The following is a 21,665-nucleotide window of genomic DNA, read 5'->3' on the forward strand; positions in this document are numbered from 1 at the left end:
CCGAAACGCGGTGAACGGGATACATGGACACTCTTCCTCAAGCCACGTCGCCTCTTGCCACGTGGCTTTATTATCTTGAGCATTTACACTCTCAGGCAATCGAGATGGGTCTGGAGCGTGTGCGTCGCGTTGCCACCTCCCTCGATCTGCTGAAACCCGCCCCGGTGGTGTTTACCGTTGCCGGTACTAACGGCAAGGGCACCACCTGCCGCACCCTGGAAACCGTGCTGATGGCCGCCGGCTATCGCGTCGGCGTCTACAGTTCCCCGCACCTGATCCGCTACACCGAACGGGTACGCATCCAGGGCGCTGAGCTGGCTGAATCGGCCCATACGGCCTCCTTTGCGGCGATTGAAGCCGGGCGCGGCGACACCTCTCTGACCTATTTTGAGTACGGCACGCTGTCGGCGCTGTGGCTGTTTAAGCAGGCGCAGGTTGACGTGGCGATCCTCGAAGTCGGGCTGGGCGGGCGGCTGGACGCTACCAATATCGTCGACGCTGACGTGGCGGCCATTACCAGCATCGCCCTCGATCACGTTGACTGGCTGGGGCCGGACCGCGAAAGCATCGGGCGGGAGAAAGCCGGGGTGTTCCGCGGCGGTAAGCCGGCCATCGTTGGTGAACCGGATATGCCGCACACCATTGCAGAGGTGGCGCAGCAGCTGGGCGCGGACCTGCATCAGCTGGGCCGCGACTGGTCGTATCACGCCGACGGCGATAGCTGGAGCTTCACCGACGCGCAGGGCAGCCTGAGCGGGCTGCCGCTGCCGCAGGTGCCGTTGCCGAATGCGGCCACCGCACTGGCGGCGCTGCGAGCCTCCGGGCTGGCGGTGGAGGATGCCGTGGTGCGCGCTTCCCTGCATCAGGCGCTGCTGCCCGGCCGCTTCCAGACCGTGGCGCAGTCGCCGCGGGTGATCCTCGACGTAGCGCACAATCCGCATGCGGCCGCGTACCTGGCCGGTCGGCTGGCCGAACTGCCGGGTGACGGTAAGGTACACGCGGTGGTCGGGATGCTGCACGATAAAGATATTGCCGGAACCCTGGCGTGCCTCAGCCCGCAGGTTGACCACTGGTACTGCGCGCCGCTGGACGGCCCGCGCGGGGCCAGCGCAGAACAGCTGATGGCGCACCTGTCGGGCGCGCAGGCGTTTGGTTCGGTGCTGGCGGCGTATCAGCAGGCGCTGGCTCATGCCGGTGAACGGGACGTGGTGCTGGTGTGTGGTTCTTTCCACACCGTGGCACCGGTTATGGAATGGATGGCAACGGAGAACGGCAGTGGCGAGTAAGTTTCAAAACCGTTTAGTCGGCACCATCATTATCGTCGCCGTCGGGGTGATCGTTCTGCCCGGGCTGCTTGACGGTAAAAAGAAGCACTATAAAGAGGAGTTTGCTGCCATTCCGCTGGTGCCGAAGCCGGAAGATCAGCAGGAGACCGATCTGGTGCCGCCGGTCACCCAGTCGCTGCCCGCCCAGCCGCCGGAAGGCGCCGGGTCGGCGGTAGTCGGACGTGACAACGGTAACAATTCACAGGCGGACAGCGGCTCAACCACGCCGCAGGCCGGCAACCAGCCGACGCTGGTCTCCCCACCGCCGGTCCAGCAGCCGGTGAACACGCCGAAAGTTGTCGAAAAACCGAAGGTGGTGACCCAGCCGAAGCCGGTTGAGAAACCGAAACCGGTTGAGAAGCCAAAGCCGGTGGAAAAAGCGAAGCCGGTCGAAGCGCCAAAAGTGGTTGAGCAGCCGAAGGCGGTGGAAACGCCGGCGCAAACGCCGCCGCCAGCGGAAAGCAAACCGGCCGAGAGCGCGCCAACCGGCCAGGCCTGGGTGGTCCAGCTGGGCGCGCTGAAGAACGCGGCGAAGGTTGACGAGATCGTCGCTAAGCTGCGGCTCTCCGGTTACCGTGCTTACACCGTACCGGCCACGCCGGTGCAGGGGCAGATTACCCGCATCTTTGTCGGACCGGATGCGTCGAAGGCGAAGATGCAGGCGGCGGTGGGTGAACTGCAGGGTCTCTCCGGGCTGGGCGGGGTGGTTAAACCCTACAGCGCGCGGTGATCCGACGGCTGCCGCTGAACGGCAGCAGCGATACTATCAACAGGTAAAACCTGCTTGCGCCCGGAACAGCCCGCTGCTGTTCCGGGCGCTGGCGTTAGGATGTAATGCAAATCAACGGATTGCGTTTGGGTGTTCAGGCCGGCACCGGGGCGGTTTTTGCTGGTTTTTTCAACGGCAATGATTATTTGAATCGTCCCTGCAAAAGCCTACGCAAACGTTTTCTTTTTCTGTTAGAATTCGCCCCGAACTGGATACCAGGGGTAATTACTGGAAGCGTTCATGGTCTGGATAGATAACGTCATTATTGCGGTCGTCAGTTTTTCGGCTCTGGTCAGCCTGATCCGCGGGTTTGTACGGGAAGCACTTTCGCTCGTCACCTGGGGGTGCGCATTCTTTGTCGCCAGTCATTACTACTCCTTTCTTGCCGTCTGGTTTACCGGATTTGAAGACGAACTGGTGCGTAACGGCATCGCCATTGCAGTGTTATTCGTTGCCACGCTGATTGTCGGGGCGATCGTTAACTATGTAATTGGTTCGCTGGTGGAAAAAACCGGCCTGTCGGGTACCGACAGGGTACTGGGAGTCTGTTTTGGGGCGCTGCGTGGCGTGCTGATTGTGGCCGCGATGCTGTTTTTCCTCGATACGTTCACCGGATTTGCTAAGAGCCCGGACTGGCAACAGTCTAAGCTTATCCCTCAGTTCAGTTACATCATCGGGTGGTTTTTTGACTACCTGAAAAGCTCGTCGAGTTTTTTGCCCCGGTAATTGCACCGGGGTTCGGCCATGAGGAAAAGTCATTATGTGCGGTATTGTCGGGATCGCCGGTTTTGCGCCGGTCAACCAGTCGATTTATGACGCGTTAACGGTGCTGCAGCATCGTGGGCAGGATGCCGCCGGCATCGTCACCATCGATGCGTTAAATTGCTTCCGTCTGCGTAAGGCCAACGGCCTGGTCAGCGATGTTTTTGAAGCCCGCCATATGCAGCGTATGCAGGGCAATATGGGTATCGGCCACGTGCGTTACCCAACGGCAGGCAGCTCCAGCGCTTCCGAAGCCCAGCCCTTCTATGTGAACTCCCCTTACGGGATCACGCTTGCCCACAACGGTAACCTGACCAACGCTCACGAACTGCGTAAAGGCCTGTTCGAAACCGGCCGCCGTCACGTGAACACCACGTCAGATTCTGAAATTCTGCTCAATATCTTTGCGCAGGAAGTGGACCAGTTCCGCCACTATCCGCTGGAAGCGGACAACATCTTTGCCGCGATTGCCGCGGTGCATAAGAAAGTGCGCGGAGCCTATGCCTGCGTGGCGATGATCATCGGCCACGGCCTGGTGGCGTTCCGCGACCCGAACGGCATCCGTCCGCTGGTGATTGGCAAACGTCCGCTGGCCGATGGCCGTATTGAATACATGGTGGCTTCTGAGAGCGTGGCGCTGGATACGCTGGGCTTTGAGTTCCTGCGTGACGTGGCGCCAGGTGAAGGGGTTTACGTCACCGAAAAAGGCCAGCTGTATACCCGCCAGTGCGCTGAGAACCCGAAGGTTCATCCGTGCCTGTTCGAGTACGTCTACTTTGCGCGCCCGGACTCGTTCCTCGACAAAATTTCCGTCTACAGCGCCCGCGTGCGCATGGGCACCAAGCTGGGTGCGAAAATCGCCCGCGAGTGGGAAGATCTGGATATTGACGTGGTGATCCCGATTCCGGAAACCTCCTGCGATATCGCGCTGGAGATGGCACGGATTCTGGACAAGCCTTACCGTCAGGGCTTCGTGAAAAACCGCTACGTCGGCCGTACCTTTATCATGCCGGGCCAGCACCTGCGCCGCAGCGCGGTTCGCCGCAAGCTGAACGCTAACCGTGCCGAGTTCCGCGGTAAGAACGTACTGCTGGTGGATGACTCCATCGTGCGCGGGACCACCTCCGAGCAGATCATTGAGATGGCACGCGAAGCCGGGGCGAAAAAAGTCTATCTCGCCTCTGCGGCACCGGAAATTCGTTTCCCGAACGTGTATGGCATTGATATGCCAAGCGCCACCGAGCTGATCGCCCACGGTCGTGAAGTCGAAGAGATCCGCCAGCTGATCGGTGCCGACGCGCTGATTTTCCAGGATCTGGATGACCTGATTGAAGCGGTGCGTGAAGAGAACCCGGATATCACCCAGTTTGAATGCTCGGTGTTCAACGGCATCTACGTCACTAAAGACGTTGACCAGCAGTACCTCGAGTACCTGCAGTCGCTGCGCAATGACGATGCCAAAGCCGTGGCACGGCAGAACGAAGCGGAAAACCTGGAAATTCACAACGAAGGCTAAGCGCCACGCTGTGTAAGCAGGTAAAATGGGCCGGGAGCAATTCCGGCCCATTTTTTTTCAGGAGAGATGATGAAAAGAATCATTATTGGACTTTCAGGTGCCAGCGGCGTGATTTATGGCATCCGTACCCTGCAGATACTGCAGCAGGTCAGTGACGTGGAAACCCACCTGATCGTCAGCAACGCCGCCCGGCAGACGCTGGCGCTGGAAAGCGACGTCAGCCTGCGCGAGGTGCAGGCGCTGGCCGACGTGGTGCACGACGTGCGTGATATTGCCGCCAGTATCTCCTCCGGTTCATTTAAAACCGACGGCATGGCCATTCTGCCGTGCTCTATCAAAACCCTCTCCGGCATCGTTAACAGCTACAGCGACGGCCTGCTGACCCGCGCCGCCGACGTGGTGCTGAAAGAGCGTCGCCCGCTGGTGCTGTGCGTGCGGGAAACCCCGTTGCACCTCGGCCACCTGCGGCTGATGACCGCCGCCGCCGAGCTGGGCGCGATTATTATGCCGCCGGTACCGGCGTTTTATCACCGACCGGCCAGCGTGATGGACATCGTCGATCAGACCGTCAATCGCGTACTCGATCAGTTTAATATTGAGCTGGATCAGGAGCTGTTTACGCGCTGGCAGGGTGCATAAGTTTGCCTGAGTGAGCGCTTTTAGTGCAAATGTTGATGCTGAATCGCATTTTGTGCAAAGGATGCACCATCGTGCAACATTCTTGCCGCGAACGGATCATAAACCTGCTATAAATCCTTCTGCAAACCGGGCAATTACGCTATCTTGCCCACCGCGCAATAAAAAGCAGGCATTGCCGTTACACTGGCATGGAACCTGCAGATCAACCTGCGCAACAACATCACGACCATAATAAAAAAACTGAGGGGTTTTTATGAAAAAGCAGGTCCTGGCTCTCTCCCTGTTACTGTCAATCACCGCCGCGGGTAGCGCATTTGCCGCCGGCCCGAAAACGTTGCGTATCGGCACCGACCCGACCTACGCGCCGTTTGAAATGAAGAACGCACAGGGGCAGCTGATCGGATTTGATATCGATCTGGCTAATGAAATCTGTAAACGGATGGAGACCAAATGTACCTTCGTTGAGAGTGATTTTGATGCGCTGATCCCGTCACTGAAGGCGAAGAAAGTGGATGCGGTGATCTCTTCACTGTCGATCACCGAAAAGCGCCTGCAGGAGATCGCCTTCTCTGAGAAACTGTATGCCGCCAATTCACGTCTGATTGCGCCAAAAGGTTCCAAAGTGCTGCCAACGCTGGAGGCGCTGAAAGGCAAAACCATCGGCCTGCTGCAGGGCACCACTCAGGAAACCTACGCCAACGACAACTGGCGCCAGCACGGCGTGACAGTAACGCCGTATGCTAACCAGGACCTGGTGTATCAGGATCTGACCGCCGGGCGTATCGATGCCGCATTCCAGGATGAAGTGGCGGCCAGCGAAGGCTTCCTCAAGCAGCCTGCCGGTAAAGATTACGCCTTTGCAGGCCCGGCGGTAAAAGATGATAAGATCTTTGGCATCGGGACCGGTATCGGTATGCGTAAAGATGATACCGCGCTGAAAGCCGCCATCGACAAAGCGTTCGATGAGCTGCGCAAAGATGGTACCTACGACAAGATTGCGAAAAAATACTTTGATTTTGATGTATATGGCGGTTAAGTAAAACCTGTCTGGCACCCCGGCGCGTCCGGGGTGCAGTTACACGATGAAAAGATTACGACAGGATATTGCTTATGCTTTATGGCTACTCTGAAGTCATTTTTAAAGGCGCGATGGTGACGCTGGAGCTGGCCCTCAGCTCGGTACTGTTCGCCGTTATACTCGGACTGATTGGCGCCGGGGCCAAACTCTCCAACAGCCGCCTGCTGGCGGGCATATTTGAAGGCTACACCACGCTCATTCGCGGCGTACCGGACCTGGTACTGATGCTGCTGATCTTTTACGGCCTGCAGATTGCGCTCAATCAGCTGACCGACCTGCTGGGCCTGAACCAGTTCGATATCGACCCGATGGTGGCCGGTATTATCACACTGGGCTTTATCTACGGGGCGTACTTTACCGAAACCTTCCGCGGCGCGTACATGGCGGTGCCGAGAGGGCAGATTGAAGCCGCTACCGCCTTTGGTTTTACCTCTGCACAAACCTTCCGCCGTATTCTGTTTCCTGGCATGATGCGCTTCGCGCTGCCGGGGATCGGCAATAACTGGCAGGTGATCCTGAAAGCCACCGCGCTGGTTTCGCTGCTTGGTCTGGAAGATGTGGTTAAAGCCACGCAGCTGGCCGGTAAAACCACCTGGCAGCCGTTCTACTTTGCCATCGTCGCCGGGGTTATTTATCTGATTTTCACCACGCTGTCGAACGGCGTGTTGTGGTGGCTGGAGCGCCGTTATTCGGTGGGCGTCAAAAGGGCTGATTTATGATTGATATTATTCAGGAGTACTGGAAGGCCCTGCTGTGGACCGACGGCTATCGCCTGACCGGCGTGGCGATTACCCTGTGGTTGCTGGTGGTCTCGGTGGTGCTGGGCGGCTGCCTGGCGGTGCTGCTCTCTGTCGCCCGCGTTTCGCCGTTCAAAGCGGTGCGCTTCCCTGTGTGGCTGTTTACCTACGTATTCCGCGGCACGCCGCTCTACGTGCAGCTGCTGGTGTTTTACTCCGGTTTTTACACGCTGGAAGTGGTGAAAGGCAGCGAGTTGTTGAACGCCTTCTTCCGCAGCGGACTTAACTGTACGCTGCTGGCACTGACGCTGAACACCTGCGCTTACACCACCGAAATCTTTGCCGGTGCCATTCGTTCCGTCCCGCACGGCGAAATTGAAGCAGCGCGCGCCTACGGTTTCTCGACCTTTAAACTCTACCGTTGCATTATTATGCCTTCGGCGCTGCGCACCGCGCTGCCGGCTTACAGCAATGAAGTGATCCTGATGCTGCACTCTACGGCGCTGGCGTTTACCGCTACGGTGCCGGACCTGCTAAAGATTGCCCGCGATATTAACTCGGCCACCTACCAGCCGTTTATCGCCTTCGGCCTGGCAGGCCTGCTCTATTTAGTAATTTCATATGTGTTGATTAGTCTGTTCCGCAAAGCGGAAAAACGCTGGCTGGCGCACGTTAAACCTTCCTCGTCCCACTGAGAAACACGATGGCTGAAAATAAATTAAGCGTCACCGAGCTGCACAAACGTTACGGTGAACATGAAGTGCTGAAGGGCGTGTCGCTGCAGGCCAACGCCGGCGACGTAATCAGCATTATCGGTTCGTCCGGTTCCGGTAAAAGTACCTTCCTGCGCTGCATTAACTTCCTGGAAAAACCCAGCGAAGGGGCGATCGCGGTCAATAATGAAAACATCAACCTGGTGCGGGATACCGACGGCCAGCTAAAGGTGGCGGATAAAGAGCAGCTGCGTTCGCTGCGCACCCGCCTGACCATGGTGTTCCAGCACTTCAACCTGTGGAGCCATATGACGGTGCTGGAAAACGTCATGGAAGCGCCGGTTCAGGTGCTGGGCCTGAGCAAAGCCGAAGCGCGCGAACGCGCCATCCGCTACCTTGATAAGGTCGGCATCGACGAACGCGGGCGCGGCAAGTATCCGGTGCACCTCTCCGGCGGCCAGCAGCAGCGCGTCTCCATCGCCCGCGCGCTGGCGATGGAGCCTGAAGTGCTGCTGTTTGATGAACCGACCTCGGCGCTGGATCCGGAGCTGGTCGGTGAGGTGTTGCGCATCATGCAGAAGCTGGCGGAAGAGGGCAAAACCATGGTGGTGGTCACCCACGAGATGGAATTTGCCCGTCACGTCTCCAGCCACGTGATCTTCCTGCACCAGGGAAAAATTGAAGAGCAGGGGGCGCCCGACGAGCTGTTCAACAGTCCGAAAAGCCCGCGCCTGCAGCAGTTCCTTTCCGGCGCGCTGAAGTAATTACGTCACACGCCAGGGGGCAGCTCCCTGGCGTGTCAGCCCTCCGATTTATGCCGGTCTGCCGCCTACGGCACGCCCTTACCGCCCCAGCCTCTCGTCCTGATGCCCGCACCGGGCCGAAAAATGCACCCTTAACCCGCGTGAGTAAATAGCCCATGTTGTTGATTCAACGGGTTAATATTAATAAATATCGTCGATTTAATTTGTTCCATCGTTTTTACCTCTCTCTGAAATAGCCCAGGAATAATCCCGTTATCAGGGGAGGTAATTCTGAAATGCTATAATGAGGGCGTAGTAAAAATATATTTATTCACTACGGGAGGTTGATGTTGATTATTTCTGATGAAGAGAAAGGGCACGTTATTATTGGTGAAGCGGCCGTCAGTCTTATCTTCAACAGGGAGGAAATTACGCTGGGGACGTTACTGACAGAGTTACAGGTGATGGCGGAAAATGAGCCGAGCGACGAGCGGCTGATTGCCATCAGCGCCGCGCGCAGCTGGCTGAAGGCGTTTCACCAGCCGGGAACGCTATCCCGTGAAGGCGCGGTGTGGTTCGCGAAGATGCAGCAGGCGGACAGCGTTGGCTTCACAGTGCCAGCCCGTCAGCCATCGGATCAGCATGAACGCGCCCGCGGCGATCGGCAGGATAAAACGTAGTAAGGTGTTCTCGTTTTAAAGCATCATGTATTCATACCTTATGCAGATATGACGTCAGGATCTGAACGTTGCGTAATAAGCCTGGTAGCTTCTACCAGGCTTCAGAAAATACCGGCTGCGTTAGGGTAATTTAGTGCGCAGCGGTAGAAGTTGACTGGGTTGCTACCCCTGGTAAAAACTCTGCTTTCAGCCGTTCAAGCTCGCACAGCATATCGGCGAGCTCTCGCGAACTGGTGGTGCGTAATTTGCAGGCACTGCGATAACGACGCTCAGTTTCGGTTAACCGGATCCGTTGTTCACGTAAACGCTTTTCACTTTCCGTCATGCGTACCCCATCCATTATCATGAGTCAGATACTGCTGGTTAAGTCTGCTTACTACGCTGCACGTGCGTTGCCTCTCAGGCGACTTCACACTACAGCTAAGCGTAGCGGATTTAAACCGGGTAGCATGCGGCTTAACAAAAACTTCATACGGAAATTATCCCCTCCGGGCGCAGCATTTTTTTTAGCGTTTGACGATGTAAAGTTAAGGGTTAAGGCTATATTTATTTTAAGCCTTAGTACGCCTGCCTGCGGGCACCACCCCATACGTTACCCACTGCCTTCGAGGGACGGAATGCATACCATTTTAACACTGGCCAATGGGTACGGCGGCAGCATTCTGCTGCTGTTGCGTGCCGCAAGTGAACTGTTTGACCCAAAGATTGAAGTCTGCAGCGGCTATCCGGCGCACTGCAGCAGCTGGCTGACTATTTACTACCAGCGCAAAAGCCAGCGCTGGTCATTTGAGTGGTATCAACACGCCGGCTGCCAGCGCCCGCTGGCGCTACCGGACCCGGATGCCTGCCTGATGCAGGAGGTGACCGATAAAGGTGCCAGCCCGGAAGAGCGGGCTCAGGCACGTCTGCTGCTGGGGGGGATGGCTTTCCTTGAAGCCTGACTCTCTGACGACTCTATGGCTGATCTATGGCTGAGCGTGCGCGATAACTCGATCACCGGCGGTCAGCATCTCAGGCAACGGAGCGGCAGCCGCCGCATCTACCGGCTGCCTTGCCGATTGCGCCGCCGCCGCGATGATAAGCCGAACGATAAGACCCCCGTTTTTTGGGCACGGATAACGCACTGTAGCGGTGGTCAGACCACATTTTCCAGCGCCTTATCCAGATCGTACCAGCGGAACCTGAAGCCGGAAGCTTCCAGCCGCTGTGGCAGCAGATGCTGCCCGCCGAGCACCAGCACCGCGGATTCGCCCATCATCAGCCGGATCGCGGTGGCCGGGGTACGCATAAACGCCGGGCGGTGCATCGCCTTGCCTAATGCCGCGGCGAACTGTTCATTGCGCACCGCGTAGGGTGCCACAAGGTTAAACGGTCCCTGTAGCGTTGCGTGATCGAGCAGCCAGAGAATGCCGGCCAGCATATCCTCAATATGGATCCACGGCATATACTGCTTGCCGTTGCCCAGCGGCCCGCCGATGCCGAGCTTAAACGGCAGCTGCATTTTTTCCAGCGCGCCACCGTCGGGGCTGAGGACCACGCCGGTGCGCAGCAGACAGACGCGGGTGCGATCGCTCTGCGCCTGCAGCGCCAGCTGTTCCCAGCGAGCGCACAGCTGATGGGTAAACTCGCTGTGGCCCGGGTCGTCCTCGGTGACTACCAGCTCGCCGGTATTGCCGTAAAAGCCGCTGGCCGAACCGGAAATCAGCACCGCCGGCGGCGCGCTGCTGGCGGCAATCAGCTCCGCCAGCCGTTGGGTTATCTGCCAGCGGCTCTGGCACAGGCGGGTTTTCTGCGCCTCGCTCCAGCGTCTGGCGGCGATCGGCTCGCCCGCAAGGTTGATCACCGCGTCAATGCCGTTGAGATGCTGCTGCTGATCGAGGCCGGACCACAGGCTGACCTGTTCGCCCAGCTTCGCGCGCGCGGCCGCCACGTCACGGGTGACCACGCTGACCTGATAACCCCGTTGCAGCAGGCGTAACACCAGTGGACGGCCCACCAGCCCGGTGCCGCCGGTAATAAGAATGTGCATAGCGATGATCCTTTTTGCTTTCAGTCTGCTTCTAGCATAGGTCAGGATTTGCCGATGACGTGTGATGGCGCGCACGGCAAATGCCGTGCGCAGATTATTTGTTCACCTGCCGTGGCGAGGGTGTTGCCTTCGGCATAAAAACCAGATAAACAAAGGGTTCCCATTGCTGAACGTCAGAGGATGCACGGATGAGTTACCCAACGATTACCCTATGGTCAGACGCCAGTTTTTTCAGTCCGTATGTGATGTCGGTGTACGTCTCCCTGAGTGAAAAAGGCATTCCGTTCGCGCTGAAGCGGGTCGATCTGGCCGCGCAGGAACATCACGGGGCGGACTATGGCCGGCTTTCTCTGACGCAGCGGGTGCCGACGCTGCAGGTGGACGACTTTCAGCTGTCCGAATCTTCCGCCATCAGCGAATATCTCGAAGAGCGTTTTCCGGCACCGGAGTTTGAGCGCCTCTATCCACGCAACGCGGAAAAACGTGCCAAAGCGCGAGAAATCCAGGCCTGGCTGCGCAGCGACTTTATGCCGATCCGCCAGCAGCGCCCGACCGAGGTACTGTTTGCCGGCGAGCGCTTTGCCCCGCTGGACGCCGCCGGGCAGCAGGCGGCCGCTAAACTGATTGCCGCCGTTGAGCGTCTGCTCCCCGCAGGCCAGCAGAATCTGTTTGGCGAATGGTCAATTGCCGATACCGATCTGGCGGTGATGCTTAACCGCCTGGCGCTGCACGGCGACCCGCTACCGGCGCATATCGCCGACTATGCGCACTTCCAGTGGCAGCGTGCGTCGGTGCAGCTGTGGCTGGCGGAATCATCAAAACCGGCCTGAGGCGGATTGAGCACAAATTGATGATTGCGTCAGCCTGCGTTAAACATTAATTTAGGCGCCTCGCGCAGCACCGCGCGGCACAACACACAAACGGCGCGCCGGGCGCCAGAACTAAAAGGGTTTCGGATGGTGGAGCAAGATCAGGGCACGGAATGGGTCGACATCGTTGATGAACATAACGAGGTCATCGCACAGTCCAGCCGTGTGCAGATGCGGGCACAGTGTTTGCGCCATCGCGCAACGTATATCGTCGTGCACGACGGCATGGGCAAAATTCTGGTGCAGCGCCGCACCGAAACGAAAGACTTTATGCCGGGCATGCTCGATGCCACCGCCGGTGGCGTGGTGCAGAGCGGTGAAGGCATGCTTGAATCCGCCCGCCGTGAGGCGGAAGAGGAGCTGGGCATCGCCGCAGTGCCGTTTGCCGAGCACGGCCTGTTCTACTTCGAAAACGCCCACTGTCGCGTATGGGGCGGGCTGTTCAGCTGTGTCTCCCACGGGCCGTTCGCCATGCAGGAAGAAGAGGTGGATGAGATCATCTGGATGACCCCGGAAGAGATCACCCAGCGCTGCGATGAGTTCACCGACGACTCGCTGAAGGCGCTGTCGCTGTGGATGACGCGTAATGGTGAACCGGGGCGCTCCGGCTCCGGCGAGTAACCTCTAACCGGCGCACGCCGCTGCGGTATGCGCCGGTCCCTCTGCGATGAACCCGTTATTGCTTCCGCTCTGATTTACCCGGCCAGGGAGTGACGCATCTTCTCCCCGCGCCAGCTCGCCGTTAAACTCTCCTGCCTCAATGTTGCCTTTCCCCGCCGGGGTGAATTTCATGCGCGTAATAAGGTCGTCAGTAACGTCAGCGCGCGGCTGAACTGGGCATCCGGGATGGTCAGCGGATAGAGGAAGCGGATCACGTTGCCGTGCACGCCACAGGTCAGCAGGATCAGCCCCTGCTCCAGCGCGCGGCGCTGTATGGCCTGCGCGATATCTGTTGCGGGTTTGCCGCTGATTGGATCGATAAATTCGGCTGCGACCATCGAACCTAACGCGCGGATCTCCGCCAGCGCCGGATGACGAGAGTCGCTCAGCGTGGCCACCAGCGCCTCTCCCAGCCTTAGCGCCCGTTCGCACAGCTGCTGCTCCTCTATCACCTCCAGCACCGCCAGCGCTGCCGCTACCGCCAGCGGGTTACCGGCGTAGGTGCCGCCCAGCCCGCCCGGCAACGGGGCGTCCATCAGGTCGGCACGGCCGCTGACCGCCGAGATCGGCAGGCCGCCACCGAGGCTTTTGGCCATGGTCACCAGGTCGGGTCTGGCCTCAGGGTAATAATCGCTGGCGAACAGCCGGCCGGTGCGGGCAAAACCGCTCTGTACCTCATCGGCGATCATCACGATGCCGTGCTGGTCGCACAGCCTGCGCAGCGCGCTGACAAATTCCGCCGGGGCGATATTGAAGCCGCCTTCGCCCTGAATCGGTTCATAGATGATGGCGGCCACCTGTTGCGGGCTGATATCGCATTTGAACAGGGTTTCCAGGTTCTCCAGCGCATCATCCACGCTGACGCCGTGCAGCGCGTTGGGATAGCGGGCGTGGAACACCGAACCCGGGAAGGGGCCAAAACCGGTTTTGTACGGCGTGACCTTACCGGTCAGGCCCATGGTCAGCAGCGTGCGGCCGTGAAAGGCACCGCTGAAGGCGATCACCCCGGGGCGACCGGTTGCCGCACGGGCGATCTTCACCGCGTTCTCAACGGCTTCCGCCCCGGTGGAGAACAGGGTGGTTTTGCTGCGGCCAGCGACTGGCACGCACTGATTCAGCTTTTCCGCCAGGATTATGTAATTTTCATAGGGAACGATCTGGAAAGCCGTATGGGTAAAGCACTCCAGCTGCTCGCGGATAGCGCTCACGACTCTGGGATGACGATGACCGGTATTCAGTACAGCAATTCCGGCGGCGAAGTCGGTGTACTCTCGCCCCTGCTGGTCCCACAGGGTGGCATTTTCGGCTCTCACGGCGAAGAAATCACATAATACGCCGACGCCACGCGGTGTGGCATCCAGACGACGCTGGTGAATACTCTGATTGCTCATTTTATTACTCCTGTCCTGGTGAATGACGACGCAGTGCGGCAGGCGTGTGATGTGCACATTTTCAGCGTACAGGATGGCGCGCGATCCTGCCGGTAAGAACATGCGTTTTAACGCGCGGAATGGAGTTAATATTACCCTGTTCCTGAGCGGCTGCCTGGGTTTGAATTAACCGTTCCAGGCCGGCGTTGGCTGCGCCATGCTCCGGCCCCAACCGGAACTCAGGGAGAGACACAATGGATAATCAAACGCGAAAAAACTGGCACCGGCAGGATATTCTGGCGGCCATTCGCAAATGCAAAGGATCGCTGGCAGCGCTGTCCGTAGAGCACGGGCTGGCATCCGGCACGCTGGCTAACGCACTGGTCAAACCCTGGCCGAAAGGCGAACTGATCATTGCCCTCGCGCTGGGCAAAACCCCGCAGGAAATCTGGCCGGAGCGCTATTTTGATGAACAGGGCCAGGTAAAGAAATGGCCGGTTTTCAAAAAAAATCACGCCGAAAGGGTGAGGGAGAAAGGGGAACAATAGAAATAAATCCATAATTTTTTTTCTGTGAGCCTCTTAATTTTCCGCGACAGGGAAGTTGCGTATCCTGACTGACAAATTCAAAGTTGAATTTGTCAGGGAGCGAATGTTGACAGTCTCCCTTTTACACGCTGATGTTCGGGAGACAGGATGATGAACGACAATGGAATGAAGGAAATACTCAGTTCGCTAATTCATTTTTTTAGCCAGAGTAATGAACCCTGGGGGATCAGGGATCGTGAATCCAAATTCATATTTGTTAATAAACGGCATAATCAACTGTTGGGGATTTCGGAGAAATTCAATTATGAAGGGCGGGTTGATGAAGACATTCCCTGCAGCCTGTCTCAGTTTGGCAATGAGTTTCGCCAGCACGATCGTAAGACGGAAATTTCTGGTGACAAAGTAACCGCTCTTGAGATCCATCCTTTTGAAAACCAGAGTTATCTTCAGCCCTGGTTCTTCGATAAATTTCCACTGTATGACGTAACAGGCGAGTGCAGGGGGACCGTCTGGCATGGAAGACCTGTCGAAAATGTAATTCTCACTCGCCTGAATAAGATAAAAATCCCTACTTCACTGGTATTCACTCCTCCGTCAAAGGTATTCAGCGACCGCGAATGGGAGATCCTCTTCTACCTGCTGCAGACCTACTCGGTCAAAGAGATCGCCGTCTGTCTCGGGTTATCTCAGCGCACCGTCGGCAACTATGTGCAGAGCATGTACGAAAAAATCGGCGTCAATAACAAGCGCGGATTGATTGAGTACTGCCATGATAACAACATCAATAACTATATCCCACAAAGCTTCTTTAAACGCTGTGAGTCAATACCGCTGATTGATTAATAAAAACTGGCCAGATTTTACGGGCCAGTTTTCTGACTTTCTTGCGAAATACCGTGTTAAACCTTAAATTCAGGTATGGTCAATCAGGTCATCGAACAACGTCCTGTCACTGGAAACGTGTGATTCCGGACAGAGAAACAGAAAGCTCAGATCGGTGATCGCCCGCATCTGGTGGGCGGTACCGGGATAAATACAGAATACTGATCCCGCTTTTACCGGATTGACACGTTTATTATGCAGCTGCTGACCTTTCACGTCGGCTGTCCAGATTTCTCCCTCACCGGACAGCACGATGTACCACTCTTCACCCACCGTGTGGCTGTGGCAGCCGATACGATGACCGCGCTTGATCTCTGAGCCCCAGGCGTTGATGCCCTGCTTAGAAATCAGCCGCGATATCGCGATATTAACGGCGGGATCGGTTTTGGCGTTAAGTGTGGTAAATTCGGCAATATCAATCATCAGACTATTCCTTGTGAACGTGCAGTGCCAATTTATCCTGGCGGATTGCGTGATCCAGTAATTAGCGCTCAGTGCTTTGACCAGACTTGTGTAATATCACCCGCCTGTTTAGCCTTATCATCTCACCGGTGTCAGCATTCCAGGCAAATACCTCGCCATGCTCTGGCTCTGTCGTAGCCGATCGTGGCGTAATAACCTCAATAATCGGATCGTCGGAAGAAACCGTTCGGGTTCTGCCTTCTTCAATGGCGCGGATTAGCCTGGCGGCGCGTTCTTGCTGGCGAACCCGGTATTGTTCATAATGGGTCATAGAATCTGGGTGTTCGTAAGACATTTGCTCTCCCTGATGGGTCAAGTCCCACTTCAATGGTATATCCTGTCAGTCTTTTCCTGGAAATAAATCGGCAATACAGGTTCATGAGTTTATGGTCGGCTGGGGAAAAAGTGTAAAGACCGACATTAAATTGAGTATAGTGATCAAAAATTACTCTTTCAACGCATTTCATTACACGTGTACCGCTACCGGGTGGAAGCAGTGCAACTCTTTTGAAAGGTGTGTGATTTAACCTGTTACTCTTGGTGTCGAAATTTACATCATAGTGATGCGCATACGTGGGTAATAGCAATTCTGCTGGTAGAAGTGCGGCGCAATCATAAGAATTTTCTTTAGTTATCTCTGTAAAAAATACCTCATAGTGAATATCGCAGACGCTGAATCTCGCTACTTGCTCCCTGGGTAAGCCGAACGCTGATAACTCGTCAAAGTATGTCATATCGCTTCTTATTCCTCCCTGTTAGTTATGCAGTTATGATGCGAAGGGGTATATAAGAACAATACGTTTTAACTTGCTGAAAATCACTGAAACGTCTGAATTACGCCTGAAGCAGCTTCACAATATAAGAAACTAATTTTCGTTTAACGTGCGATGGAGCCTGCGCAGAAAGGGGATGCAGCCATAAAAAAAGGGCCTTTGGCAAGCCACAAACCCTTTTTCAGCAGCGGCGCTTAACGCCGCGAGAACTTAGCCTTCAGCCTGTTTAGACTGAATCGCCGTCAGGGCGATGGTGTAGACGATATCGTCCACCAGCGCGCCGCGTGACAGGTCGTTGACCGGCTTGCGCATACCCTGCAGCATCGGCCCGATGGAGATCAGGTCGGCTGAACGCTGTACCGCTTTGTAGGTGGTGTTACCGGTGTTCAGGTCCGGGAAGATAAACACCGTGGCACGGCCGGCCACCGGCGAGTTTGGCGCCTTGGATTTGGCAACGTCGTCCATGATTGCAGCGTCATACTGCAGCGGGCCGTCGATCACCAGGTCAGGGCGTTTCTCTTTGGCGATGCGGGTGGCTTCGCGGACTTTTTCCACGTCGCTGCCGGCACCGGAGTTACCGGTAGAGTAGGAGATCATCGCCACGCGCGGCTCGATGCCAAACGCCAGCGCCGAGTCGGCGGACTGAATGGCGATCTCGGCCAGCTGCTCCGGGTTCGGGTCCGGGTTGATCGCACAGTCACCGTACACCAGCACCTGCTCAGGCAGCAGCATAAAGAACACCGACGACACCAGCGAGCTGTTTGGCGCGGTTTTGATCAGCTGCAGCGGCGGACGAATGGTGTTAGCGGTGGTGTGCACCGCACCGGAGACCAGGCCGTCTACTTCGCCCGCTTCCAGCATCATGGTGCCGAGCATCACGTTGTCTTCCAGCTGCTCCTGCGCCACCACTTCGGTCATGCCCTTGCTTTTACGCAGCTCAACCAGGCGCGGCACGTAGTTATCACGCACCACCACCGGGTCAACGATTTCGATGCCTTTGCCCAGCTCGACGCCCTGCGCCGCAGCGACGCGCTGGATCTCTTCCGGGTTACCCAGCAGTACGCAGGTGGCGATGCCACGGTCGGCACAGATTGAAGCTGCCTTCACGGTACGCGGCTCGTCGCCTTCCGGCAGCACGATGCGTTTGCCGGCTTTACGCGCCAGCTCGGTCAGCTGGTAGCGGAACGCCGGTGGTGACAGGCGGCGGCTGCGCTCGGAGGTGGCGGTCAGCGACTCGATCCACTCGGCGTCGATATGGCTGGCCACGTACTCCTGTACGCGCTCGACGCGCAGGGTATCGTCGCTCGGCACTTCCAGGTTGAAGCTCTGCAGGCTCAGTGAGGTCTGCCAGGTGTTGGTGTCGACCATAAACACCGGCAGGCCGGTCTGGAAGGCACGTTCACACAGCTTCTGAATCGGTGCGTCGATGGCGTAACCGCCGGTCAGCAGGATGGCACCGATCTCGACGCCGTTCATCGCCGCCAGGCAGGCGGCCACCAGCACGTCAGGGCGGTCGGCCGAGGTCACCAGCAGCGAGCCCGGACGGAAGTGTTCCAGCATATGCGGCAGGCTGCGCGCGCAGAAGGTCACCGACTTCACGCGGCGGGTGGCGATATCGCCCTCGTTGATCACGCGCGCGTTCAGGTGGCGGCACATATCAATTGCACGGGTGGCGATCAGCTCGAAGCTCCACGGCACGCAGCCCAGCACCGGTAGCGGGCTGTTGGCAAACAGCTGCTTTGGATCGACATTGGCCACGCTGGCCTTGGTGGAGTCGTCAAAGATTTCAGACAGGTCAGGGCGGGTACGACCCTGCTCATCGACCGGGGCGTTCAGCTTGTTAATGATAACGCCGGTGATGCTTTTGTTCTTGTTGCCGCCAAAGCTGCTCTGGGTAACTTCGATGCGCTCTTTCAGCTGCGCCGGCGAGTCGTTACCCAGCGCGGTGACAAAGACGATCTCCGCGTTCAGCGTTTTCGCGATCTCATAGTTCAGCGCCTGGGCGAACTGGTGCTTACGCGTCGGCACCAGGCCTTCCACCAGCACCACTTCCGCATCCTGGGTATTGGCGTGGTAACGGGCGATGATCTCTTCCATCAGCACGTCCTGCTGGTTAGCGCCCAGCAGTGATTCCACGCGGCTCATCGCCAGCGGCTCGGCGGCCGGGATGGAGGAGTTTTTACGGATGATGGTGGTGGTCTGATCCGGGTTATCACCGCCGCTGCGCGGCTGGGCAATCGGCTTGAACACGCTCAGGCGCACGCCTTTACGTTCCATCGCACGGATTACACCCAGGCTGACGCTGGTCAGGCCGACGCTGGTGCCGGTAGGGATCAACATAATAGTACGGGACACATTTACCTCTCTTACCGCCGCCCTGGTGCGCGGTGCGCCGGGCGGGCAATCAAACTGTTCTGGCGCTGAAAACAACTCCGTCAGCCTGGGCTGACGGAGAGAGACGATTTAAGCGGTCAGGCGGCTGGCGTCCTGCGCGATGACCAACTCTTCGTTGGTTGGGATCACGATGGCCGGGCGGGTGCCTTCTTTATTGATAAAGCCGGACTTGCCGAAGCGGGCGGCCAGGTTGCGGTCGTGATCCACGGCAAAGCCGAGCAGGCCCAGTTTGTTCAGCGACAGCTCGCGCACCAGCGCCGAGTTCTCGCCGATACCGCCGGTGAAGATCACCGCATCCAGGCGGCCATCCATCAGCGCACTGTAAGAGCCGATGTACTTGGCCAGACGGTGGCAGTAAACGTCCAGCGCGCGTTTCGCATCCGCTTTGCTGTCGTAGTTATCTTCCACGTAACGGCAGTCGCTGGTGACTTCGGTCAGGCCCAGCAGGCCGGACTCTTTGGTCAGCAACTTGTTGATCGCGTCCACGCTCATGCCGAGGGTGTCGTGCAGGAAGAACACCACCGCCGGGTCGATGTCGCCGCTGCGGGTGCCCATCACCAGGCCTTCCAGCGGGGTCAGGCCCATTGAGGTGTCTACGCACTCGCCGTTACGGATGGCGGAAACGGAGCCGCCGTTACCGAGGTGGCAGGTAATGATGTTCACTTCGTTGACCGGCTTGTTCAGAACCTTAGCCGCTTCCTGTGTGACATAGAAGTGGCTGGTACCGTGCGCGCCGTAGCGACGTACGCCATGCTCTTTGTAAAGTTTGTACGGCAGGGCGTAAAGATAAGACTCTTCTGGCATGGTCTGATGGAAAGCGGTGTCGAAAACTGCCACATTCTTATCGGCCAGCTGCGGGAAGTTTTTCAGCGCTTCTTCAATCCCGATCAGGTGTGCCGGGTTGTGCAGCGGTGCGAAAGAGGAGGCGTCTTTAATGCCCTGAATCACCGACTCGTCAATCACCACTGACTGGGTCAGCTTCTCGCCGCCGTGGACGATGCGGTGGCCGATTGAGGTAATCTGCGCAGAGAGTTCTGGTTTTTGTGCCAGAATATTGTTAACCATGAAGTTCAGCGCTTCGCTGTGGGCTGCGCCGGCACCTAATGCCGCTTCCTGTTTGGCGCCATCCAGTTTCCACTTGATGCGCGCTTCCGGCAGGTGGAAGCATTCAGCCAGACCTGACAGATACTCGTCACCGTTGGACGGATCGATAATCGCAAACTTCAGGGAAGAACTACCGCAGTTCAGAACCAATACTAACTTACTCGACATGGAAGGTCCTATAGATTAAAAGTGGCGAAAATAAACTCACACAGTGAAGCGTAGCGCATGAAAGCTGGTACATTAATGACTGAAGTCATACTGAGCTCAGCTTTCTCCCGCGATCCGCAAAATTTTTTGGATATTTTACAGGATTTTTTTAAATGCTGTCTGCTTTTTAATGACCTGTTAAATTGTCGATCGCAGGCTATCCGCACAGCGTTCGAAAACGCGCACAGGATAACCACAGTGGCTCACAAAGACAAAATGTTTTGAATCATGTTATGTAAAGTTGTTAGGTTGCAGAATTTTTTTAATTTTTATGACAGAAGTTGAGGTCCGCCATGGCGAATGAGTCCGGCTCCGTGGGTTGGTTCAGGCTGTTTCAGCTTGGCCAGCACTATATGAAAACCTGGCCTGCTGACAAGCGTCTGGCCCCAATGTTTCCTGAAAATCGTATCGTGCGCGTTACGCGCTTCGCGATCCGGATTATGCCTCCGGTGGCGATTTTCACTCTCTGCTGGCAGATCGCACTGGGCGGCCAGCTTGGCCCGGCGATTGCCACCGCGCTGTTCGCCTGCAGTCTGCCGATGCAGGGGCTGTGGTGGCTGGGCAAGCGTTCGGTGACGCCGCTGCCGCCGACCCTGCTCAGCTGGTTTAACGACGTGCGCGATAAGCTGCAGGCCGCCGGGCAGGCGATTGCGCCGGTTGAAGGTAAACCTACCTATCAGTCGCTGGCCGACGTGCTGAAGCGCGCCTTCAGGCAGCTGGATAAAACCTTCCTCGACGATCTCTGACGCCCGATAAGGAAACATGCAGTGAAGAGTAAAGGCTTTTTATTTGATTTAGACGGTACGCTGGTGGATTCGCTGGCGGTGGTTGAGCAGTCCTGGATCATCTGGGGCGAACGCCACGGTATTGCGGCGGACGAGATCCTCGCCTTTATCCACGGCAAGCAGGCGATTACCTCGCTGCGCCACTTTATGCCGGGTGCCTCCGAAGAGGCGATCCGCGCCGAGTTCCTCTGGCTGGAGCAGCTGGAAGCGACCGAAACGGAGGGGATCGTGGCGCTGCCGGGGGCGCTGGCGCTGCTGGCGACCCTCGACGAGCTGGCTATTCCCTGGGCGATCGTGACCTCGGGATCGGTGCCGGTGGCCAGCGCCCGTCACCGCGTGGCCGGGCTGCCGCAGCCGCACGCCTTTGTCACCGCTGAGCGCGTGACGCGCGGTAAGCCGGAGCCGGACGCCTATCTGCTCGGCGCGCAGCTGCTGGAGCTGGAGCCGGAACAGTGCGTGGTGGTGGAAGACGCCGCCGCCGGTATCCTTTCCGGGCTGGCCGCCGGCTGCCACGTGATCGCCGTCAACGCTCCGGCCGACGCGCCGCGGCTTGAGGACGTGGATATGGCGCTGAGCTCGCTGGAAGAGCTGATTATCCATAAAGATGCAGAAGGTTTCGT

Annotated in this window: 24 protein-coding genes; 17 read left to right on the forward strand and 7 right to left on the reverse strand. The window is 57.5% G+C overall.

What is annotated here, in order from left to right:
• Positions 1 to 23 precede the first annotated feature (23 nt).
• The 10 genes from folC (at position 24) to NV64_RS02505 (ending at position 8,962) form a co-directional block, all read left to right on the forward strand.
• Entirely contained in the window at positions 24 to 1,286 is a 1,263-nt protein-coding gene (folC, locus tag NV64_RS02460; protein WP_056239424.1) for a bifunctional tetrahydrofolate synthase/dihydrofolate synthase, read from the forward strand.
• A complete protein-coding gene (gene dedD / locus NV64_RS02465; RefSeq protein WP_101505247.1) occupies positions 1,276 to 2,055 on the forward strand; it encodes a cell division protein DedD in 780 nt (259 codons plus the stop codon). The genes folC and dedD overlap by 11 nt, the downstream gene beginning before the upstream one ends.
• A gap of 279 nt (positions 2,056 to 2,334) precedes the next feature.
• The gene (gene cvpA, locus NV64_RS02470) at positions 2,335 to 2,820 is read left to right on the forward strand and encodes a colicin V production protein (RefSeq protein ID WP_056239434.1); all 486 of its coding nucleotides are present in this window, start codon (positions 2,335 to 2,337) and stop codon (positions 2,818 to 2,820) included.
• A gap of 34 nt (positions 2,821 to 2,854) precedes the next feature.
• On the forward strand, positions 2,855 to 4,372 hold the full coding sequence (gene purF / locus NV64_RS02475) for an amidophosphoribosyltransferase (protein ID WP_056239437.1): 1,518 nt from the start codon (positions 2,855 to 2,857) through the stop codon (positions 4,370 to 4,372).
• Between the two features lie 69 nt (positions 4,373 to 4,441).
• Positions 4,442 to 5,011 (forward strand): UbiX family flavin prenyltransferase, encoded by a 570-nt coding sequence (locus NV64_RS02480; RefSeq protein WP_056239440.1) that lies wholly within the window; start codon positions 4,442 to 4,444, stop codon positions 5,009 to 5,011.
• 253 nt (positions 5,012 to 5,264) lie between these two features.
• Positions 5,265 to 6,047 (forward strand): lysine/arginine/ornithine ABC transporter substrate-binding protein ArgT, encoded by a 783-nt coding sequence (gene argT, locus NV64_RS02485; protein ID WP_056239442.1) that lies wholly within the window; start codon positions 5,265 to 5,267, stop codon positions 6,045 to 6,047.
• Positions 6,048 to 6,121: 74 nt separating this feature from the next.
• Positions 6,122 to 6,808, forward strand: coding sequence for a histidine ABC transporter permease HisQ (locus tag NV64_RS02490; protein WP_056239445.1), 687 nt, complete (start codon positions 6,122 to 6,124; stop codon positions 6,806 to 6,808).
• Positions 6,805 to 7,521 carry an ABC transporter permease gene (locus NV64_RS02495; protein ID WP_056239451.1) on the forward strand — a complete coding sequence of 239 codons (717 nt, stop codon included), beginning with the start codon at positions 6,805 to 6,807 and terminating at the stop codon, positions 7,519 to 7,521. The genes NV64_RS02490 and NV64_RS02495 overlap by 4 nt, the downstream gene beginning before the upstream one ends.
• 8 nt (positions 7,522 to 7,529) lie before the next feature.
• On the forward strand, positions 7,530 to 8,303 hold the full coding sequence (gene hisP / locus NV64_RS02500; RefSeq protein ID WP_056239454.1) for a histidine ABC transporter ATP-binding protein HisP: 774 nt from the start codon (positions 7,530 to 7,532) through the stop codon (positions 8,301 to 8,303).
• A gap of 326 nt (positions 8,304 to 8,629) precedes the next feature.
• Positions 8,630 to 8,962, forward strand: a complete 333-nt coding sequence (locus NV64_RS02505; RefSeq protein ID WP_056239457.1) for a hypothetical protein — start codon at positions 8,630 to 8,632, stop codon at positions 8,960 to 8,962.
• Between the two features lie 130 nt (positions 8,963 to 9,092).
• On the opposite strand, the gene NV64_RS23065 is transcribed toward NV64_RS02505, so the two are convergent.
• Complete coding sequence (locus tag NV64_RS23065) at positions 9,093 to 9,287, reverse strand: hypothetical protein (RefSeq protein ID WP_146005435.1); 195 nt, start codon at positions 9,285 to 9,287, stop codon at positions 9,093 to 9,095.
• Positions 9,288 to 9,579: 292 nt separating this feature from the next.
• On the opposite strand from NV64_RS23065, the gene NV64_RS02510 reads away from it, so the two are divergent.
• Positions 9,580 to 9,903 carry a hypothetical protein gene (locus NV64_RS02510; RefSeq protein ID WP_056239460.1) on the forward strand — a complete coding sequence of 108 codons (324 nt, stop codon included), beginning with the start codon at positions 9,580 to 9,582 and terminating at the stop codon, positions 9,901 to 9,903.
• Positions 9,904 to 10,097: 194 nt separating this feature from the next.
• Here the strand turns inward: NV64_RS02510 and NV64_RS02515 are convergent, their stop codons facing one another.
• A complete protein-coding gene (locus NV64_RS02515) occupies positions 10,098 to 10,991 on the reverse strand; it encodes a TIGR01777 family oxidoreductase (protein ID WP_056239462.1) in 894 nt (297 codons plus the stop codon).
• Between the two features lie 188 nt (positions 10,992 to 11,179).
• Here NV64_RS02515 and yfcF point away from each other — a divergent pair, with 188 nt between their 5' ends.
• On the forward strand, positions 11,180 to 11,821 hold the full coding sequence (gene yfcF / locus NV64_RS02520; protein WP_056239467.1) for a glutathione transferase: 642 nt from the start codon (positions 11,180 to 11,182) through the stop codon (positions 11,819 to 11,821).
• A 126-nt stretch (positions 11,822 to 11,947) separates the two neighbouring features.
• The gene (gene yfcD / locus NV64_RS02525) at positions 11,948 to 12,481 is read left to right on the forward strand and encodes an NUDIX hydrolase YfcD (RefSeq protein ID WP_056239470.1); all 534 of its coding nucleotides are present in this window, start codon (positions 11,948 to 11,950) and stop codon (positions 12,479 to 12,481) included.
• 167 nt (positions 12,482 to 12,648) lie between these two features.
• Here yfcD and NV64_RS02530 read toward each other — a convergent pair whose 3' ends face one another.
• Positions 12,649 to 13,911 (reverse strand): 4-aminobutyrate--2-oxoglutarate transaminase, encoded by a 1,263-nt coding sequence (locus NV64_RS02530; protein ID WP_056239471.1) that lies wholly within the window; start codon positions 13,909 to 13,911, stop codon positions 12,649 to 12,651.
• A 233-nt stretch (positions 13,912 to 14,144) separates the two neighbouring features.
• Here NV64_RS02530 and NV64_RS02535 point away from each other — a divergent pair, with 233 nt between their 5' ends.
• Both NV64_RS02535 and NV64_RS02540 read left to right on the forward strand, forming a co-directional pair.
• Positions 14,145 to 14,438, forward strand: a complete 294-nt coding sequence (locus NV64_RS02535; protein WP_056239475.1) for a helix-turn-helix transcriptional regulator — start codon at positions 14,145 to 14,147, stop codon at positions 14,436 to 14,438.
• 147 nt (positions 14,439 to 14,585) lie between these two features.
• Positions 14,586 to 15,281, forward strand: coding sequence for a helix-turn-helix transcriptional regulator (locus NV64_RS02540; RefSeq protein WP_369814394.1), 696 nt, complete (start codon positions 14,586 to 14,588; stop codon positions 15,279 to 15,281).
• Positions 15,282 to 15,350: 69 nt separating this feature from the next.
• On the opposite strand, the gene NV64_RS02545 is transcribed toward NV64_RS02540, so the two are convergent.
• The 4 genes from NV64_RS02545 to ackA form a co-directional block, all read right to left on the reverse strand.
• On the reverse strand, positions 15,351 to 15,743 hold the full coding sequence (locus tag NV64_RS02545) for a cupin domain-containing protein (RefSeq protein WP_056239477.1): 393 nt from the start codon (positions 15,741 to 15,743) through the stop codon (positions 15,351 to 15,353).
• A 61-nt stretch (positions 15,744 to 15,804) separates the two neighbouring features.
• Positions 15,805 to 16,077: a hypothetical protein gene (locus NV64_RS02550; protein WP_146005436.1), complete on the reverse strand. Its 273-nt coding sequence runs from the start codon at positions 16,075 to 16,077 to the stop codon at positions 15,805 to 15,807.
• Between the two features lie 688 nt (positions 16,078 to 16,765).
• Positions 16,766 to 18,910, reverse strand: a complete 2,145-nt coding sequence (pta, locus tag NV64_RS02555; RefSeq protein WP_101505249.1) for a phosphate acetyltransferase — start codon at positions 18,908 to 18,910, stop codon at positions 16,766 to 16,768.
• 108 nt (positions 18,911 to 19,018) lie between these two features.
• Entirely contained in the window at positions 19,019 to 20,221 is a 1,203-nt protein-coding gene (gene ackA / locus NV64_RS02560) for an acetate kinase (protein WP_056239486.1), read from the reverse strand.
• A gap of 332 nt (positions 20,222 to 20,553) precedes the next feature.
• Here ackA and yfbV point away from each other — a divergent pair, with 332 nt between their 5' ends.
• Both yfbV and NV64_RS02570 read left to right on the forward strand, forming a co-directional pair.
• On the forward strand, positions 20,554 to 21,006 hold the full coding sequence (gene yfbV, locus NV64_RS02565) for a terminus macrodomain insulation protein YfbV (protein WP_056239488.1): 453 nt from the start codon (positions 20,554 to 20,556) through the stop codon (positions 21,004 to 21,006).
• A 21-nt stretch (positions 21,007 to 21,027) separates the two neighbouring features.
• Positions 21,028 to 21,665: sugar phosphatase (locus NV64_RS02570; protein ID WP_101505287.1), on the forward strand; the 638-nt coding region annotated here is incomplete at its 3' end.

It is taken from the genome of Erwinia sp. B116 (genome assembly GCF_002865965.1).
In the GTDB taxonomy this organism is placed as follows: Bacteria; Pseudomonadota; Gammaproteobacteria; order Enterobacterales; family Enterobacteriaceae; genus Erwinia.

Excerpts from the sequence above, each read along its gene's own strand:
- NV64_RS02510 (WP_056239460.1), top strand. The coding sequence starts at position 9,580 with ATGCATACCATTTTAACACTGGCCAATGGGTACGGCGGCAGCATTCTG.
- NV64_RS02545 (WP_056239477.1), bottom strand. The coding sequence starts at position 15,743 with ATGATTGATATTGCCGAATTTACCACACTTAACGCCAAAACCGATCCC.
- NV64_RS02530 (WP_056239471.1), bottom strand. The coding sequence starts at position 13,911 with ATGAGCAATCAGAGTATTCACCAGCGTCGTCTGGATGCCACACCGCGT.
- NV64_RS02515 (WP_056239462.1), bottom strand. The coding sequence starts at position 10,991 with ATGCACATTCTTATTACCGGCGGCACCGGGCTGGTGGGCCGTCCACTG.
- NV64_RS23065 (WP_146005435.1), bottom strand. The coding sequence starts at position 9,287 with ATGACGGAAAGTGAAAAGCGTTTACGTGAACAACGGATCCGGTTAACC.
- ackA (WP_056239486.1), bottom strand. The coding sequence starts at position 20,221 with ATGTCGAGTAAGTTAGTATTGGTTCTGAACTGCGGTAGTTCTTCCCTG.
- NV64_RS02550 (WP_146005436.1), bottom strand. The coding sequence starts at position 16,077 with ATGTCTTACGAACACCCAGATTCTATGACCCATTATGAACAATACCGG.
- NV64_RS02480 (WP_056239440.1), top strand. The coding sequence starts at position 4,442 with ATGAAAAGAATCATTATTGGACTTTCAGGTGCCAGCGGCGTGATTTAT.
- yfcD (WP_056239470.1), top strand. The coding sequence starts at position 11,948 with ATGGTGGAGCAAGATCAGGGCACGGAATGGGTCGACATCGTTGATGAA.
- NV64_RS02490 (WP_056239445.1), top strand. The coding sequence starts at position 6,122 with ATGCTTTATGGCTACTCTGAAGTCATTTTTAAAGGCGCGATGGTGACG.
- NV64_RS02535 (WP_056239475.1), top strand. The coding sequence starts at position 14,145 with ATGGATAATCAAACGCGAAAAAACTGGCACCGGCAGGATATTCTGGCG.
- cvpA (WP_056239434.1), top strand. The coding sequence starts at position 2,335 with ATGGTCTGGATAGATAACGTCATTATTGCGGTCGTCAGTTTTTCGGCT.
- hisP (WP_056239454.1), top strand. The coding sequence starts at position 7,530 with ATGGCTGAAAATAAATTAAGCGTCACCGAGCTGCACAAACGTTACGGT.
- NV64_RS02505 (WP_056239457.1), top strand. The coding sequence starts at position 8,630 with ATGTTGATTATTTCTGATGAAGAGAAAGGGCACGTTATTATTGGTGAA.
- yfcF (WP_056239467.1), top strand. The coding sequence starts at position 11,180 with ATGAGTTACCCAACGATTACCCTATGGTCAGACGCCAGTTTTTTCAGT.
- NV64_RS02540 (WP_369814394.1), top strand. The coding sequence starts at position 14,586 with ATGATGAACGACAATGGAATGAAGGAAATACTCAGTTCGCTAATTCAT.
- folC (WP_056239424.1), top strand. The coding sequence starts at position 24 with ATGGACACTCTTCCTCAAGCCACGTCGCCTCTTGCCACGTGGCTTTAT.
- argT (WP_056239442.1), top strand. The coding sequence starts at position 5,265 with ATGAAAAAGCAGGTCCTGGCTCTCTCCCTGTTACTGTCAATCACCGCC.
- yfbV (WP_056239488.1), top strand. The coding sequence starts at position 20,554 with ATGGCGAATGAGTCCGGCTCCGTGGGTTGGTTCAGGCTGTTTCAGCTT.
- NV64_RS02495 (WP_056239451.1), top strand. The coding sequence starts at position 6,805 with ATGATTGATATTATTCAGGAGTACTGGAAGGCCCTGCTGTGGACCGAC.
- purF (WP_056239437.1), top strand. The coding sequence starts at position 2,855 with ATGTGCGGTATTGTCGGGATCGCCGGTTTTGCGCCGGTCAACCAGTCG.